General features: G+C 54.1%; 6 protein-coding genes. 3 read left to right on the plus strand and 3 right to left on the minus strand.

The window, feature by feature from the left end; all coding sequences use genetic code 11:
- Positions 1-112: 112 nt before the first annotated feature.
- The gene (locus AC6I9Z_RS16470; protein WP_497811078.1) at positions 113-6,349 is read right to left on the minus strand and encodes a hypothetical protein; all 6,237 of its coding nucleotides are present in this window, start codon (positions 6,347-6,349) and stop codon (positions 113-115) included.
- Positions 6,350-6,406: 57 nt separating this feature from the next.
- Entirely contained in the window at positions 6,407-7,720 is a 1,314-nt protein-coding gene (locus tag AC6I9Z_RS16475) for a TIGR03032 family protein (protein ID WP_461459118.1), read from the minus strand.
- Positions 7,721-8,394: 674 nt separating this feature from the next.
- Here AC6I9Z_RS16475 and AC6I9Z_RS16480 point away from each other — a divergent pair.
- From AC6I9Z_RS16480 to AC6I9Z_RS16490, 3 genes are all read left to right on the plus strand, one after another.
- Positions 8,395-9,291: a LysR family transcriptional regulator gene (locus AC6I9Z_RS16480; RefSeq protein ID WP_461459120.1), complete on the plus strand. Its 897-nt coding sequence runs from the start codon at positions 8,395-8,397 to the stop codon at positions 9,289-9,291.
- 385 nt (positions 9,292-9,676) lie between these two features.
- Entirely contained in the window at positions 9,677-10,075 is a 399-nt protein-coding gene (locus AC6I9Z_RS16485; protein WP_461459122.1) for a hypothetical protein, read from the plus strand.
- Positions 10,076-10,131: 56 nt separating this feature from the next.
- Entirely contained in the window at positions 10,132-17,919 is a 7,788-nt protein-coding gene (locus AC6I9Z_RS16490) for a hypothetical protein (protein WP_497811080.1), read from the plus strand.
- Positions 17,920-18,082: 163 nt separating this feature from the next.
- Here AC6I9Z_RS16490 and AC6I9Z_RS16495 read toward each other — a convergent pair whose 3' ends face one another.
- On the minus strand, positions 18,083-18,538 hold the full coding sequence (locus AC6I9Z_RS16495; RefSeq protein WP_461458203.1) for a MarR family winged helix-turn-helix transcriptional regulator: 456 nt from the start codon (positions 18,536-18,538) through the stop codon (positions 18,083-18,085).
- Positions 18,539-18,827: the final 289 nt, after the last annotated feature.

An 18,827-nucleotide genomic window follows, 5' to 3' on the forward strand; every position in this document is an offset into this window, starting at 1 on the left:
GTCGGCGGGGACAGGAGTGCTTCGAACCTCCGGTCCCCGCCTATTCTGAGAAGCCTGCGACCCTACGGGAATTGCTTTCTCAGAAATCTTTGAACCTTTAAAAATCAACTTGTCAGAACTGGACTTTCAATCCGCCGCGCCCTCCATAGCCCGTATAGTCGCCGCTGATATCAGCATTGCCTTCGATGAAGCCGGTGACGCCTCCTTGTGTAGCGATACTTAGCCCCAATTCGAACCGCCCGAACGTCTTGGACAACCGGTTTTCAATCTCGATGGATGTGTCGCCACTGGTAAAGGTTAACCCATCACCGGTTTGTGACTGATGCACTGCTTGTCCGCCAAGATAGTAAGTCAGGTTATTGCCCCACTTGATTTTGGTTTCTCCGCCAAGCCTTGCTCCAATCATACCACGCAGGCCATCGAACGTATCAAAGTCGATGTCGGCACCGAGCGCAGAAAAATCATCAAGGCTCGCGCGTTGATATTCGAAGCTAGTGAGCGGTTGGACAAAAAACTTCTCATCGCCAAGACGGTAGCCTGCTTCAAGTCTGACACCATAGGCGTAACCGTCTAGGTCCGCGTTGTAGCCTGCGGTGCGCGCCCTGACATCGGCTGTGATAAAGTCATATTTGGCCAGCGCATTTGCAAAGAACCGACCGCCTTTCAAGCCGGCATAAGCGCCGAGGTTGAAGGCGTCATAGCGGACATTGTCGGCCGTTCCGTCAAAACCAAGGTTAGAGCTCAAATAACCGCCGGTGAGGCCAAACAGTCCCCCATCTTCGGTCACTCCAGCACCAAATTCATAACCAGCCTGAAATCCGAAATAGTCCTGCTCGTAATTTACAGAGATCGGTTCCGTCAGTCCGCCTGCGCTAAACTCAAAACTGTCATCCTGATTAGTAACTGTACCATATATCTGCATCCATGCGGGAGAGGCCGAACTATCGGTCGGTGTAGCCATATGGGCGGCCCATGCATCGGCCGAGCGGTACCAGAGCGATTGCGCCCCTTCGACAAACTTGAGCGTCTGGAAAACAGGCGTGCCGATCGTGTTAGTCAAGAAAAAGTCATTATCCGGCGCATCAAAAAACACCGAATAGGCAAAGAAGCCAATTGTCTGACTTTCCGTTCCAAGCTCGAAGGCATCCTCGTTCGTACCGGCACCAGCATCTACGACCAGAACCATATTGCCAAAATTGGGGCTGGTACTGATGTCGTCAATTTCGAACACGGTATTACCCGTTGCTGCACCAGCGATGACGAGTGTATCGGCTGCACCTGCGCCATCGAACGTGACATCGAATGCGAAGCTGCCGTCACCGCTACCGACATAATCACCCGGCAGGGTCAGGCTGTTGCCAATCACGCCGTTGCGCATGTCGATCAAACCGTCATTCACAAACTGCTCAAGATTGTTGAAAGCAATATTGCTGCCCACCAGAACCGTGCCTTCGTTGGTGAACAGGTCATTGCCTGCTGCAAAGTCACTGTTCAGTGTTGCATTGAACAAGCCGTTATTGACGGTCACATCGTCAAAGGCGCTCAATAGCACCCGGCCGTTAATCCTGCCGCTATTGGTCAGCTGTGTCACACCGCCAATGGCTTCCACAGCAAAGCCCGCACCGCTTTCCAGCGTACCGCTATTGTTCACAACAATAGCCGAGCCAGTGGTCTCTGCAGTAATCGCATTGCCTGTGCCACCCGATACCGTGCCGGTGGTCGTCACAGACGCAGCCTCGGTGCCTTCCTGCAGCACGTTAATACCATCCACACCGCCTGTGGCATTCGCCGCCGTCACAGACAGTGATGTGCCAGCAGCAGAGTTCTCTGCGAAAATGCCGTTATCATTGGTTCCGGTCACCGTACCGGTCGAAGTGATACTCAGTGCGCCGGTGCCAAGGTTGTTAGCGTCTATACCAATTTGGTTGCCGACGGTATCAACGGCGTTGATGGTCAGGTCCGTACTATTGGCAGAGTTACTCGCACCAATACCATTGAAATTGACGCCAGTTGCCGTGCCGGTTGAGTTGATGGTCAGCGCGCCAGCGCCTTGGTTGAACGCGAAAATACCGGCAATGTCACCAATAGCATCGGCGGAGGTTACCGTCAGATCCGTTCCGTTGGCGGAGTTCTGAGCGAGAATACCATCGGTGCTGCTCCCTGTTGCTGTGCCGGTTGAGTTGATGGTTAGCGCGCCGATGCCCTGGTTGGATGCGTGAATGCCATTGTCATCGCCAAGGGTATCCACTGCATTGACCGTAAGGTCCGTGCCATTGACAGAGTTAAACGCCTCAATGGCATCGAAAATGGTTCCGGTCGCGGTCCCGGTGGAAGTGACGCTCAGCGCGCCGCTGCCATAGTTCCGGGCGTTGATGCCGTTGTTGGCCCCGGTCGCAATATTGCTGGTGATGGTCAGATCGAGTGTGCCCGCGCGGTTTCTGGCATCAATACCGTCACCGGTCTCGCCGATGACCGTTCCCAACGCATTAATCGTCAGCGATCCACCATTATTGTCGGCATACATACCATCGGTTGCACCGGTGGTGGTTGCTCCGGCATCCTGATTGATATCCATCGCAGTGCCAGCGGCGCTGTTATAAGCAAAGATACCCTCTGCGATCTCACCCGTAACATCGCCCGTTGTGCTGATGGTCAGCACGCCATTGCCCTGATTGTTTGCATAAACACCTCTTTCACCACCGTTAGTACTGAAAGCCGTTACCATCAGGTCGGTACCATTAGCGGAGTTGCGCGCGTCGATGCCATCGGAAGTCGTTCCAGTTGCTGTCCCGGTGGAAGTGACGCTCAGCGCGCCAGTGCCGTTGTTGATAGCGAGAATACCGTCGATGCCGCCAATAGAATTAGCGGATGCTAGGGTTAGATCAGTACCATTGCCGGAGTTCTGGGCAAAAATACCGAAAAGGTCAGTCCCGGTTGCTGTGCCGGTTGAGGTGACGGTTACTGCGCCAGTACCAGCGTTCAATGCAAGGATACCGTTGATGGCTCCGGTCGCGACATTGCTGGTGATGGTCAGGTCGGTTGTGCCGACACCATTGCGGGCATCAATGCCATCCCCGCTCTGACCGATGACCGTACCCAGGGCATTGATGGTCAGAGATCCGCCGAGATTCTCTGCATACATGCCATCGGTCGCACCGGTGGCAACTTCCCCAGCATCCTGGTTGATCACCATCGAGGCAGAGATATCATTGGCGCTGTTATAGGCAAAGATACCCTCTGCCGTTTCACCAGTAACATCACCAGTGACGCTAATCGTCAGACCCGCTGTGCCATAGTTCAGGGCGCGGATACCATTGATATTGCCGGTGACGTCATTGGCTGTGATCGACAGCGATGTACCAGCAGCCGAGTTGTTCGCGAAAATACCATAAAAATTGGTCCCGATTGCTGTGCCGGTTGAGGTGATGGTCAACGCGCCCATACCATTGTTGGTGGCATCGATGCCATTATAACCGCCAGTGGTATCGACTGCATTGACCGTCAGGTCTGTGCCATTGCCGGAGTTTAACGCATCAATACCATTATCAATTGACCCGGTAGCCGTACCAGTCGACGTTATGGTCAACGCGCCTGTGCCTTCGTTGTTCGCATTGATACCATCATAGGCTCCGGTCGCGACATTGCTGGTGATTGTCAGGTCAGTTGCACTGACGCGGTTTCTGGCATCAATACCATCCCCGGTCTGACCGATGACCGTGCCGAGCGCATTGATGGTAAGCGATCCACCAAGGTTTTCCGCGTACATGCCATCAGTCGCACCGGTGGCGACTTCCCCGGCGTTCTGGTTGATCACCATCGAGGCAGAGATATCATTGGCGCTGTTATAGGCAAAGATACCCTCTGCAGTTTCACCAGTAACATCGCCGGTGATGCTGATCGTCAGACCCGCTGTGCCGTAGTTCAGGGCGCGGATACCATTGATATTGCCGGTGACGTCATTGGCTGTGATCGACAGCGATGTACCAGCAGCCGAGTTGTTCGCGAAAATACCATAAAAATTGGCGCCGGTTGCTGTGCCGGAAGAGGTGATACTCAAAGCGCCGCCGCCAAAGTTTTCAGCGTTAATGCCACTATAACCACCGCTGGTATCAACCGTATTGACCGTCAGATCGGTACCGGTGGCGGAGTTACGTGCGTCAATGCCATCGTAGTTAGTCCCGGTTGCGGTGCCGGTTGAGGTGACGGTCAGCGCACCGGTGCCGGCGTTGTACGCATCAATACCGCTATAACCACCGCTGGTGTCAACCGCATTGACCGTCAGGTCGGTGCCGGTGGCGGAGTTAAAGGCACCAATACCATCGAAATTCGTGCCCGTTGCCGTGCCGGTCGAGTTGATGGTCAGTGCGCCCATGCCATTGTTGTCGGCATCAATACCGCTAGAGTTACCCACGGTATCAAACGCATTGACGGTCAGATCAGTGCCGATGGCCGAGTTTTGCGCATCAATACCATCGTCATTATACCCTGTCGCTGTCCCAGTGGAGTTGATGGTCAGCGCGCCAGTGCCTTCATTGACCGCCTCGATGCCGTAGTCATCACCGACGGTGTCGAACGCGTTGACCGTCAGGTCGGTGCCGTTGGCCGAGTTATACGCATCTATACCATTGTCATTGGTCCCGGTTGCGGTGCCGGTGGAGGTGATGGTCAACGCGCCCATGCCATTGTTGTCGGCATCTATACCGTTGTAGTAGCCATTGGTATCGGCAGCATTAACGGTCAGGTCAGTGCCGGTAGCCGAGTTAGAGGCGCCGATACCATCGAAATTCGTGCCCGTGGCTGTGCCGGTCGAAGTGATGGTCAATGCCCCAGTACCAAAGTTCAGTGCCAGAATGCCGTAATTGTTGCCAATGGTATCGACAGCATCAATCGTCAGATCGGTGCCATTGGCAGTATTAAACGCGTTAATACCATTGAGGGTGGTCCCGGTTGCTGTCCCCGTGGAATTGATGGTCAGCGCACCCTCGCCCAAATCAATCGCCAGAATACCATGATTAGCACCGGTCGCAATATTGCTGGTAATGGTCAGACCGGTAGTACCGATACCATTGCGGGCATCGATACCGTCTCCGGTCTCGCCGATGACTGTGCCTAGGGCATTAATCGTCAGAGATCCGCCGAGATTCAGTGCATACATGCCATCAGTCGCACCGGTGGCAACTTCCCCGGCATCCTGATTGATTACCGTCGAGGCAGAGATATCATTGGCGCTATTATAGGCAAAGATAGCCTCTGCAGTTTCACCGGTCACATCACCGGTAACACTGATCGTCAGACCCGCTGTGCCATAGTTCAGGGCGCTTATTCCAGTTGTCCCACCCGTAACATCCGCTGCTGTGATTGACAACGATGAGCCATTGGCCGAATTTTCCGCGAAAATACCACTGTAAGCAGTTCCCGTTGTTGTGCCGGTTGCCGTGATGGTCAGCGCACCGCTGCCCTCGTTGAGAGTTTGAATGCCATTAGCTCCACCGGTCGCCACGTTACTATTGACCGTCAGGTCGGTGGCAGTGCCAAAGTTTCGCGCGAAAATGCCATCAACGGCGGTGCCGGAAGCGGTGCCGGTGGACGTGACGGTCAAGGCAAGCGTGCCTTCGTTGATCGCGAGAATACCGTTTTCGCCGCCGTTGGTGTCGACTGCATTGACGGTTAGATAGGTGCCAGCATTATATGCGTCAATACCATCGTAAGTAGCTCCGGTGGCCGTGCCGGTGGACGTGACTGTTATTCCACCATCTCCTTCATGACTGGCGTACATGCCATCATTGGCACCAATGGCGATATTACTGGTGATGGAAAGGTTTAAGGTGTCCGCAGCATTCTGAGCACTGATTCCGTTCCCCGAGGTACCGGTAACTGTGCCATTAGATACCAGTGACAAAGAACCCGAGTTTGCATTGCCTATGCTGATTCCATTTTGTTCGCCGGTAATGTCAGATGCCTGTGCATCATCGAACGATGCACCGTCCAAACCATCGATCTGCAGTGCATTGCCAGCTGCGGTCGTTATGCCAAAACCGGCTTCGGTGGTAACGGTCACCGGCGCGCCACCCATTATCTGGGTCACGTCTACGCCAGCAGGATCAGCACAAACAAACTCCCCCGAACCAGGAGGTGTTTCATCACACGTCCCGGCCATCGCAGGCGCCATTCCGACCATACCGGTGCCGAATATCAACGCCGCGCCAACCGCAGCGGCCGATACTGTCAAACGCAGTTCCGCCACTTGCGGCACCATGCTGGCGGCACCGCCTTTCCACTTCACAATGCGTCCCCCACGATGGAGAAAGCTTTTGCGTGATGGATTTGATATCTGGTCAAAACGGGGCATTGAATTTTCCTTGTCGAATAGTGTTATGAGAGTGTGAAGTGTCCGGCTTTGGGGGCGTCAACCACCACCTGGTTCCGGTTTTTGATGTGTGAGGAACTTCGCCATCTCCGGCGCTGTTGGTCCGATTGCCATCGGGCAGGCATGGCCTTCGAGCAAAGCTACATCGTAAATTTCGGAAACAGCACCATCGATGCGGAACCAGTCTACGCAGGCACCTTTAGCCAGATCGATGATCTGAATACCGCACCAGGGTGCGCTGTCCGCTTCTGCCAGACGTGTATCGAGTGCTAGCCCTTCAAAGCGCTGGTATCTGGGCTTTGACAAGCCAACAAAGGCAAAACCATTCTTGATGGCAAGGCCGCGACCAAAGCCAGGGCAGAATATCCGCGGAACAAATTTCCCTTTGCCGCTCGCAGCCCCCTCGACCACGCCAAGCTCGCCGGTGCCGGAATTAAGCAACCACAGCTCACCTTTATAAAGCCGGGGCGAATGCGGCATGGACAGGCCTTTGCAGATTACCTTGTTCTTGCGCACGTCAATCACGATACCGCCATCATCGCGGCGATCCCGCCAGCCATCGATGGTATCGGACTGGCTTACCGCCGTCACATAGGCCGCCTCACCATCTTCCATGGCCAAGCCATTCAGGTGACACCGGTCTTCGTCGATAAGGGCGGAGATAAAGGGGGGACGCCAGGCTTCCTTGAAGCTGTGCTTCGGATCGATTGTGGCCAGACAATTGAACCGCGTATTGATGAATAGCGGCAAGCCGTCTTTGCCGATGCCGACATCATGGGCATCCAGCTCACCGGTATTAAAAGTCTGCCGCGCGACGTAGCAGGCATCGAACATGTCGTTCACCCGCTCATTCGCATTCAGGCCGTTTTGAAAACGCATGATCTGGAAGCCAGCCGACAGGGTAAAACCATCACCATCTTCCACGCACAGGCCCATCGGTTTCTTCATCGCCGATTGATGCAGGTGGGCACCGCCGCCAGGCTTGCGTCCAAGCATATACAGCAGACCGGACTGGTAGGAGGAGAAGATCAAAGCGGTGTTCAGCGATGCCAACCGGTCCACAAGCCCGCCGGATTGCGTGAACGTAGTAGTTTGGGGCGATTCCCCACTAGCCTTAACTTCAGCAAGCTTAGCCGCATCATCCGTCTTGGCTGTCGAGGGGCTTGCTGAAGGTAAACTGCCTTTTTTTTCAGCACCTTTTTGATCAGCGCTCTTTTTGCCGACGCGTTTCTGTTCCGCCAAACCTGGCATTTGCTTGAGCGCACTCATCCCGCTTAATGAAGCAGGATCTGATTTAGCCTGGCTTGCTTTTTCTTTTGTACGAGGACTGTCTTTCAACGAAGCTTTTGTCATGTTTCATACTCTCTTTTTCTATTCCCAAATGTCGCGCTCTCATTCATCCACGCGATTTCGATCGCCGTCTATCGACAGCGCTGCAGTGCCAGCCTGCAATTATGCAGATGCAATGCTGGATCAAAAAAAGAGTATTATTTTCAGTTATTTAAAAATGGATGATCGACTGCATCGCACCATGGTATCGAGATACACAGCCGAACAAATTTTCATATTTTTAAGGTCTCGCAGCAAGTGAACCGACCAGGAGAGATAGCTTCAACGTACATTTTGGATTTCCCAATATGCGGGCACTCACCCTGTGCCCACTTTCATCTATGACAGCGTCAAAAACTGAAAATTTGCCACGAAATAATAGCGCTGAATTGGACAGCAACTTTCTTCTAAATTGGGCCATGCATAGCTGCCATTGCAGTCGACAAAATCCGTTCGATCTCGGCTTGGACTTCGGGGCCCAAGAATTTCTAGAAACACCATCCCGTCCTAGTGTTGTCGCAGGCACTGATGCAAAAGAGTGCCTTTACTCCAAGTTACAATTGGTTATTCTGGATAGCGCACTGACTACCTCCTCTGAACCCAAAGTGTTGCAGCTCCACCCTGTGAAAACCCGGTCACTGTCTTTTGCAAACCGGTTTCTCAGACGGAAGCAAGCACAGAAATAGGATGAATTTGTTGTGTCTTTTGATTGGAACAATCTCAAAATCGTTCTTGCAGCCTCACGCGCGGGTTCGCTTGCCCGCGCTGCACATTTGCTGGATTTGGATCAGTCAACGACAGGGCGGCGCCTGACAGCATTGGAAGCTGACATTGGAACATCCCTGTTCGCCCGGACGAAAACCGGGCTGGTGCCCACCGAGACAGGAAAGCTTGTCATCCAGCGTGCCGAGGAAGTTGAACTGCGCATGGAGAATCTGGCCGACGAAATAGCTGTAGGTGATGGAAACGTCATCGGATTGGTCAGGCTAATTTCCAGTCCGTGGATTCTGGAAGAGCTTGCCAACACCACATTGCCAGATCTTCTCAAGAAAAATCCCCGTCTCGACGTCCGTCTGCTGGGCTTGATCCACACAATGCCTCTCCGCGGTGAGGCAACGCTGTCACTCTGGTTTGAGAACCCGCCCCGAGCCAGCGAGTTTGCCGTCAATCTTGGTGAAGTTCACTACGGTGTCTATGCTCCAAAAGGTCTCGACCCCGCTGAATTGGAATGGGTCTCGTTCTTTGATGAAGACGCGCCGCGTACGGCACCGGTGCGGCTGTGGGAGAAGATTCGCGGAGAGCGGGGACACCGGCCGCGAATGACGTCGACAGATGCCCGAGGTGTAATGAAAGCAGTGGAAGCAGGTATCGGCAAAGCGGTTTTACCGATTTGCATCGCTGAAAAGTCTGACCTGATTGTGCCTTTTGGTGAAAAGCCCTTCGAATTAACCAGAATGCTCAAGCTACATGCCCACCCTGATACTGTTCAGGCAAACCGGACCCAAGCTGTGATGCAGGCGCTGAGAGACAGATTCGAGACAACCTTCTCACGGCCAGAGGGCGATCCTCGATATCGGGCCGAGAGTTCAGAATAGAACGAGGCCATTTAGGCCCTGCAGCGATCATGTTTTCCTACAATCGCTGACCGTTGATCTGTCTGGCATGTGATCCGCAAGGCCACTTGAAACACTGAATGCGGCGGAATGGCGAAGTGCGCGACAGGCTGTCTTCATGTGCGCCTGTATTTGCATAAAGTTGGAACAAAGGTTCCGCGCAAGCGGCAATATTCAAACTGATGTCAAGCTCCGCTGCATCAATCACAAAGATGTAACCGGCTGATATCAAAACTCTTTTTGGAAAAATACTAAGCACCGGCATTATTGCAGGCTGGCACTGCGGCGCTGTCGATAGACGGCGGCCAGAATCCCGAGGATGATCAACGGCGCGACATACAGGGAATGCAAATGGAAAGTTTGACTTATGATAAAAGCTTCGCTGACAGAAAGCGCCTGCACTAGACGCGCCAGAGATATCTATAGCAACACCGACTCCGGAACGGGTGTCCGTTGCGACCGAAATACCAAGGTTGAAACAGTTGTGGGCGCTCTAACAGGTGCCAACACTGAAAGGGAAGCCAAGGACGGGTTCGACCTGAGCGCCAGAACCACCCTCCACGGCGGTAGCGGCGTCAGTGCCAACACTGTTATCACAGCCGACACAGACACGTTCCACCTTGGTCGGATTGTTTGCGAATTTGATATCCCCTTGAGCAGTATCCCGTTGTCCCGGGACCACATCTTGTCGCGGGCAATCAGACCGATTGCACCCGCAACAGCCAGGTCCATCGCCCGTCCCACACCCCAATCCGGCTGCGCCTGACGCGCCAAACCCGCCTGCAAAATTTCAGGTGATCATTATTCAGGAAGGAAAATTCAATGTCCCGTTTCAACCAGATATCCGATCCATCCCGCAAAAGCCTTGTCCATCGCGGAGGCCGTGTAGTGAAATGGAAAGGCAGTGCCGCCAGCATCGTTCCCCAAGTTTCTGAGCTGCGTTTGACAGTATCGGCTGCTGCGGTTGGCGCCGCATTGATGTTCGGCACCGGCATAGTCGGAAGCGCCCCTGCGATGGCCGGAACATGTGTCGAAACGGCCCCCGGCTCCGGTATCTTTACCTGCTCCGGTCCGGCTGGCGCTGATGTGACGCAGATGCTGGGCGGTACACCAATCACTGTCACCACGGAAGCCGACTTCGGCATAACAACCGCAGCAGGCAATGCATTGGACATCAATGGCATCGACGGAGCCTCGTTCGATGATGCCCAGAACTCTTCCATCACCGGTGAACAAAATGGAATCAGCATAGGCAATGTAAACTCCGGTTCTTTGTCGGTCGTTTCCAACGGAACGGTCGCCGGTGTCTTGACCAACGGTATTCAGGCCCTGAATGCCGCTGGTACCACGGATCTGTCCATCACCAGCAACGTCGCGAGCGGTGGAGTAAATGGTATTTTTGCGAGCAACCAAGGCAGCGGAATATTGGCCGTCACTTCCACCGGCAATGCAAACGGGACCAATAGTTATGGTATATTGGCGATTAATGCCACGGGCACAGACCTGTCGGTAAGTGCAGCCGATACCAGTGGCGGCACCGACGGAATTTTCGCATTTAATGACGGCACTGGCGCGCTGTCCATCACCTCGACCGGCACAGCCACCGGCACCAATGGCGACGGCATTAGCGCGGTTAATGCTGTTGGCACTACATCCCTTTCAATCACCGCGGCGAGCGTGACTGGCGGCGTCAATGGAATAGGGGCCTCAAATCTCGGTACCGCGGGCCTGACCATCAGCACCACCGGTGACGTCACGGGCCTAAGCGGCGACGGCATTGAAGCCTATAACAGCGCCAATGATGTCTCTGCATCCATGGTCATAGATCAGGTCGAGGGGACAACCATCAGCGGCGTGATCAATGGTATTGACGCTGAGAATCTCGGCGGATCGCTAACGATCAATGCGCTGGGTACGGTCATTGGCGAGTTCGGCGTCGGGATTAATGCCGAAAATCGTCCCGGGACCACCGACCTTACTATCATCAGCAACGTCGCCACTGGCTATACTGACGGTATAAGAGCATCCAATGATGGCACGGGCGCACTGACCATCACCTCCACCGGCAATGCAAACGGGACCGGTGACGCCGGTATTGCCGCTGTTAACTCGGTCACTGGCACAGACCTGACCATCAATGCGGTGGATACCAGCGGCGGAGAGAGAGGCATTTTTGCGACCAACGAAGGTATGGGTGCGCTGAACATTACATCAACCGGCACAGCTACCGGTGCGGAATTCAGCGGCATTCAGGCCTCTAACAGCGCGGATGGCACGTCCCTTTCGATCACCGCAGTGAATGCGACCGGCAGAGTTTATGGAATTTTGGCGGACAACGAAGGCGATGGCGCGCTCACCATCACTTCCACCGGTACCGTAACGGGAACCGATTTTTATGGCATTGGAGCCTCTAACTCCATGAATGGCACGTCGCTGTCGATCACGGCCAATAATGTTACAGGCGCGACCTATGGGATAATCGCGGAAAACTATGGCACAGCAGGCCTGACCATCAGTACCACCGGCGATATCACCGGCCAGGGTGGCGACGGCATTAACGCCTATAACAGCGCCAATGATGTCTCCGGCTCCATGGTCATCAATCAGGATGCCGGAACGACCATCACCGGTACAGCCGATGGTATTGACGCTGATAACAACGGTGGATCGCTCACCATCAACGCGCTGGGCACGGTCATCGGCGAAGGTTTTAATGGCATCAATGCTATAAACCGGGCAGGCACCACCGACCTGACCATCACCAGCAATATTGCGAGTGGTTTTAACAATGGTATCGACGCCCAAAACTTCGGCAGTGGCGCGCTGACCATCACCTCAAACGCCTCCGCAACTGGGACCAATGCTGAGGGCATTCGTGCATATAACTCCGCTAACGGCGCCGGTTTGTTGGTAAATGCAGTCGATACCAGCGGTAACGAGAACGGCATTGATGCTCGCAACTATGGCTCTGGCGCGCTGACCATCACCTCCACCGGGACGGCAACAGGAACCAATGGTGACGGTATTCAGGCTTCCAACTCCAATGGTACCGATCTGACGATAAATGCGGTCAATACAGTCGGCGAGCACGGCATTGATGCATATAACGGAGGCACCGGTGCGCTGACGGTCACTTCAACCGGCACGGCAACAGGGACTGCAAACGATGGTATTGATGTGAATAACTCGTTTGACGGTACTGATTTGACGGTCAATGCGGTCGATACCAATGGCCACAATAACGGCATCGATGCATATAATGAAGGTAGCGGCGCCCTAACCATTAACTCAACGGGTACGGCCATAGGGGCCAATACCCATGGTATTTTCGCAGAAAACTCGTCCAACGCTAGTGATCTGACAATCAATGCGGTGAATACCGTCGGCGATGATAGCGGCATGGAAGTATATAACTTTGGCGGTGGTGCGCTCACCATCACTGCAACCGGTACGACAACCGGGGCCGGTTTCTACGGTATTTACGCGTATAACGACGGCACGTCCCTGTCGATAACGGCAGCGGATGTTACTGGCGGGAGATTCGGAATACGTGCCGAGAACAGCGGAACTGCTGACCTGACCATCACCTCAACCGGTGCTGCGACCGGAACAATTTTCGCTGGTATTGATGCCACTAACTCGGCTGCTGGCACATCGCTGTCTATCACAGCCAATGACGTGACGGGCGGCACCGCAGGAATAAGCGCCCTGAACTATGGCACTGCCGGCCTGACGATCAGTGTCACCGGCAATATTACCGGTGAGACTGCAGAGGGTATCTTTGCCTATAACAGCGCCAATGATGTCTCTGCATCCATGGTGATCAATCAGGAAGCCGGCGGAGTGATCACTGGTGCGACCCGTGGTATTGACGCCGAAAATTTTGGCGGATCGCTTACCATCAACGCGCTGGGTACGGTCGTAGGCGAGACCGATGATGGCATTGATGCTCGCAACGGTGTCGGAACGACCAACCTGACCATCACCAGCAATATCGCGACCGGGGCTTTAACAGGTATTTCCGCGATCAACGAAGGAACCGGCGCACTGTCCATTAGCTCCACCGGGACAGCGACTGGCAATATGTCTGATGGTATTTTTGCATCAAACTTTGGCACCGGTACCGATCTAACTGTGGCGGCCGTTAATACCAATGGCGACGACAACGGCATTCAAGTGTTGAATTTTGGCAGCGGCGCGCTCAGTATTACTTCGACCGGCACAGCAACCGGGACCGGTTTTTACGGCATTTACGGGTACAATTCTGCCAACGGTGCCGATCTGACCATCACAGCGGCCGATGCCAGCGGGGGCATTAGCGGTATAGTAGCAGACAACTTTGGCATGGGCGCGCTGACCATCACGTCGACTGGTACAGCCACCGGAACTGATTTTTATGGTGTCTATGGGTATAACTCGGCCACTAGTACATCCCTGTCGATCACGACAGCCAATGCTATCGGCGGCACCAATGGCATAAGGGCCCTGAACTATGGCACGGCTGGTCTGACCATCAATGTGACCGGCGATGTGACCGGCGAGACGGCAGAGGGTATCTTTGCCTATAACAGCGCCAATGACATCTCTGCCTCGATGGTGATCAACCAAGGCGCCGGGGAAGTTGCCACCGGTGCGACTGACGGCATGTACGCCGAAAACCTTGGTGGATCGCTCACCATCAATGCATTGGGTACGGTGATCGGTGAAACCGATGATGGCATTGATGCCAGAAACCGCGCAACCGCTACCGATCTGACCATCACCAGCAATGTCGCGGCCGGGGCTGACAACGGTATTCTCGCCGCTAACTTTGGCAGCGGCGCGCTGACCATAACGTCGACCGGCACGGCCACAGGGACTACGGATGATGGCATTGATGCATATAACTCTGCCAACGGTACCGACCTTACGGTCAATGCGGTGGACACCATGGGTGACGACCACGGCATTGATGCATATAATGAAGGCGAGGGTGCATTGACCATCACCTCGACCGGCACGGCCACAGGGATTACGGATAATGGCATTGATGCATATAACTTTGCCAACGGCACCGACCTGACGGTCAACGCGTTCAACACTGTCGGTGATGACTACGGCATCGAGGCGGTCAATGAAGGCACTGGCGCGCTGACCATCAACTCCACTGGGACAGCGACAGGGTATAATGACGATGGTATTGATGCGCAAAACTCGGCCATCGGCACAGATGTGACGGTCAATGCGTTTGATACCGTGGGTAACTCTAGCGGTATTGATGCAGACAACAATGGCATGGGGGCGCTGACCATCACCTCAACCGGCACAGCAATCGGGACCAATTTTTATGGTATTTTCGCGAACAACTCGGCTGCTGGTACATCGCTGTCGATCACAGCCAATGACGTCACCGGCAATATCAATGGTATCCGCGCCCTGAACTATGGCACAGCGGGTCTGACGATCAGTGTTACCGGCGATGTGACTGGTGAGACGGCAGAGGGTATCTTTGCCTATAACAGCGCCAATGATGTCTCTGCCTCGATGGTGATAAACCAGAACGCCGGGGAAGTTGCCACCGGTGCGACTGATGGCATGTACGCCGAAAACCTTGGTGGATCGCTGACGATTAACGCCCTGGGCACAGTCATCGGCGAGACCGATAATGGCATTGAGGCCAGAAACCGCGCAACCGCTACCGATCTGACCATCACCAGCAATATCGCGGCCGGAGCCACCAACGGCATTGATGCGTACAACTTTGGCACCGGTGCTCTAACCATCACCTCGACCGGCACTGCAACCGGGACGACCAGTGATGGTATTTTCGCGAATAACTCAAACAATAGTTCTGATCTGACGGTCAATGCCTTGGATACCTTGGGCAACAACGATGGCATTAATGCGGTGAATGAAGGCAGCGGCGCTCTAACCATCACCTCGACCGGCACTGCAACCGGCACCAGTTCCAATGGTATTGAAGCGAGCAATTCCCTTAATGGCACCGACTTGATCGTCAATGCGGTGGATACCGTCGGCGACAATATGGGGATTTTCGTGATCAACCAAGGTAACGGCACGCTAAGCATCACCTCGACCGGCACGGCAACAGGTGTCACTTTTGATGGCATTAATGCCGAGAACACTGGCAATGGCATCGATCTAACGATCAATGCCGCCGATACAATTGGCGGCGATGACGGGATTGAAGCGGCCAACATGGGCAGTGGCGCGTTGATCATTGCCTCGACCGGTACGGCAACCGGGACCAATGCTAATGGCATTGATGCCTATAACTCTGCCAACGGCACGTCCCTTTCTATCACAGCCAATGACGTGACGGGCGGGATCGCCGGCATACGCGCCTTAAATTACGGCAACGCTGGTTTGACCATCAGCACCACAGGTGATGTTACAGGTGAGACGGCAGAAGGTATCTTTGCCTATAATAGTGCCAATGACGTCTCCGGTTCCATGCTGATCAACCAGGACGCAGGAGCAACCATTACCGGTGCGACCGATGGTATGTACGCCGATAACAACGGTGGATCGCTGACCATCAACGCACTGGGTACGGTTATCGGCGAGACGGGGTATGGCATAGAGGCCAGAAACCGCGTGGGCACGACCGACCTCACCATCACCAGCAATGCGGCGATTGGCAGCAATAGTGGGATTTTCGCGGTCAACCAAGGCAATGGCGCGCTGAGCATCACTTCCACTGGCACAGCAACTGGGATCGATTTCAATGGTATTGATGCGTATAACGCCGCCAATGGTTCGGATCTGACGGTAAATGCGGTCGATACCGTTGGTAACATTAACGGCATTGATGCGTACAATCAGGGCACAGGCGCTCTGACTGTTACGTCGACCGGGACGGCGACCGGGACCACCTCCTATGGTATTTCCGCCTTTAACTCCGCGTCTGGCACATCACTGTCTGTGACGGCGGCGAATGCCACAGGCGGCGTGGATGGTGTTAACGTGCTGCAGGAAGGAACCGAGGCTGCGTCTGTGACGACCACCGGCACGGTATCGGGTGGCACAGGCAATGCGATTACTGCAGAGACCACTGGCTCGGCTATTGTTGTGAACAATAGCGGTACGCTGGAAAGCGGTGCGGGCTTTGCTCTGGAAGCCATTGGCGGTGTGACACAGCTGACCAATAGCGGCACGATTAACGGCCGTGTGCTGTTGAGCGCCTTTGACGATGTGACCGTCAATAACGGCTTGTTCAATGCAACACAGAATAGTGACTTTGCAGCAGGCAATGACCTGTTCACCAACGAAGGCACGGTTCTGGTCGGCGGCAATATTGCTTTCAACAGTCTTGAGCAGTTTGTGAATGACGGTTTGATCGACATGCGCAACGGCGTGATTGGCAATAGCCTGACCCTGCCGGGTGACTATGTCGGCAGCGGTGACGGCAGCTTCGCATTCGATGTCACGTTCGATGGCGCAGGTGCGGCCGACACACTTGTCATCGCCGGCGCAGCGACCGGAAATAGCGCACTTGTCATCGATGACATCTCCATTAACCCCGGTTTTGGCAACACGGTCCTGGTCGTGGATGCGGATGCGGGAACCACAGAAGACGCCTTTGTGATCGCTGATGAAAGTGCGACAATCGGCTTTTTCAGCTACTCATTGTCTTTTGACAATGCTGATAATGACTTTTTCCTGACCAACACGATCGGCACGCCTGTTTTCCAGACGCTCAAGTTTGTCGAAGGGGCGCAATCACTCTGGTACCGCTCGGCCGATGCATGGGCCGCCCATATGGCGTCACGACGTACCGCTGCGGAATCTCCGCTGTGGATGCAGGTCTATGGCAGCCTGTCCCAGCAGGATGACAGCTTCGAGTTTACGTCGTCAGGTTTCACCCAGTTGATCTCACTAAACTATGATCAGGATTATTTCGGTTTCCAGACCGGATATGATTTTGTTCCTGCCTTTGTCGAAGAAGATATCGTCCTTGGACTTACGGGCGGTTATTTGAGCTCTAATCTCGGTTTTGATGGAACGGCCGACAATGTCCGCTATGACGCCTTCAACATCGGTGCCTATGCAGGGATTAATAGTGGCCGGTTCTTTGTCAATGCGCTGGCCAAATATGACTTTATCACAGCTGACGTCAGGGCGCGCACCGCCGGCTATAGCTTGGACCTTGATGGTGCAGCCTATGGCGTCAGGCTTGAAGCCGGCTATCGTTGGGGCGAGGATGATTTCTTCGTCCAGCCGTTGGCAAGCTTCGAATATCAACAGGCTAGACTTGATGATTTCACCGCGCTCGGCGCAGATATCGACTTTGATACTTTCGATGGCCTGCGAGGCATGATTGGAGCCAGACTGGGCGGAGAAACCAAGGTGAATGGAAGCAACACACTCACCTATTATCTGGGAGGCCAGCTTGCGCATCAGTCGCAGACCGGTGACGGACTAACCTTCTCCACTGGCGCATCTTCGATCGAGATTGAAAACCGCCTGTCCAACACGTTTGGGCGGTTCGATTTGGGGCTCAACATCGCCTCCCGGGACGGCGTCACCGGCTTCATCGAAGCCAATGCCGACATCAGCGGTGGCTACACCAGCTACGGCGGACGCACGGGACTCAAAATCCAGTTCTAACGACATCCGTTCTAAGAGTTCCAAAGATTTCTGAGAAAGCTCTTCCCGTGAAATTTTAAGCTTCTCAGAATCGGCGGGGACGGGAGGTTCGAAGCACTCCTGTCCCCGTCACCTAATAATTCCGTAAAACCCCGGAGCACTTACAATACGGTCTGTGCAAGGTTCAGATATGGTCCGCCTCTGTATCGTCAAGAGCTTCAAGCTGGCGTAAAATATCCATCAACCCATCAGCAATGCCTTCAACATCTTCGGGTGGAAACGCGTTGTCCAAAATCGCATTTATGCTTGCAAACGGTTCGTTTACCGCGTCAAGCGCAGCCAATCCTTCCTTCGTCGACTTCAACACCCAGGCCCTGCCGTCGGTATCAGAGCGCATTCTGGTGATATAACCGGCTTTCAGCAGACGATTTGCCATCGTGGTGATTGCGCTTTCGCGCTGCATCAATTTATCCGCCAGATAACGCTGCGAAACCCCTTCTTGACCGGCAATTATCGCCATCACCGCCGCCTGTGCGGTGGACATGCCGCCCGCATCCATCAATGCCGTATCCGCCTTTTTTTTCAAGCCATGTGCGACCCGTTGCAGTAGAAAATACATCTTGTGCTTTGATGCGTTCAACCTGTTTTACTCCTTGAAAACTCGCTATATCCTAAGTTACTTTATATATGTAGCATATGAAGTACGAGATACGAAATGCGAGTGCGCGGGGCGTTTGATGACTTCGATGAAAATTTACATCACATCTTATTGATCGCGTTAAATAGCACGATTTGTGATAACCGGAGAAAGAACCTCCATGGCCTTTGTTGAACGGGCAAATGATCATCAAGGGGTCGGGTACAAAATCGATCGGGAGAAAGACCCCGCAATCGTGGTCATGGCGACGGGCTGTCATATTCGCGGTTAC

The sequence above is a fragment of the Parasphingorhabdus sp. genome, assembly GCF_059726685.1.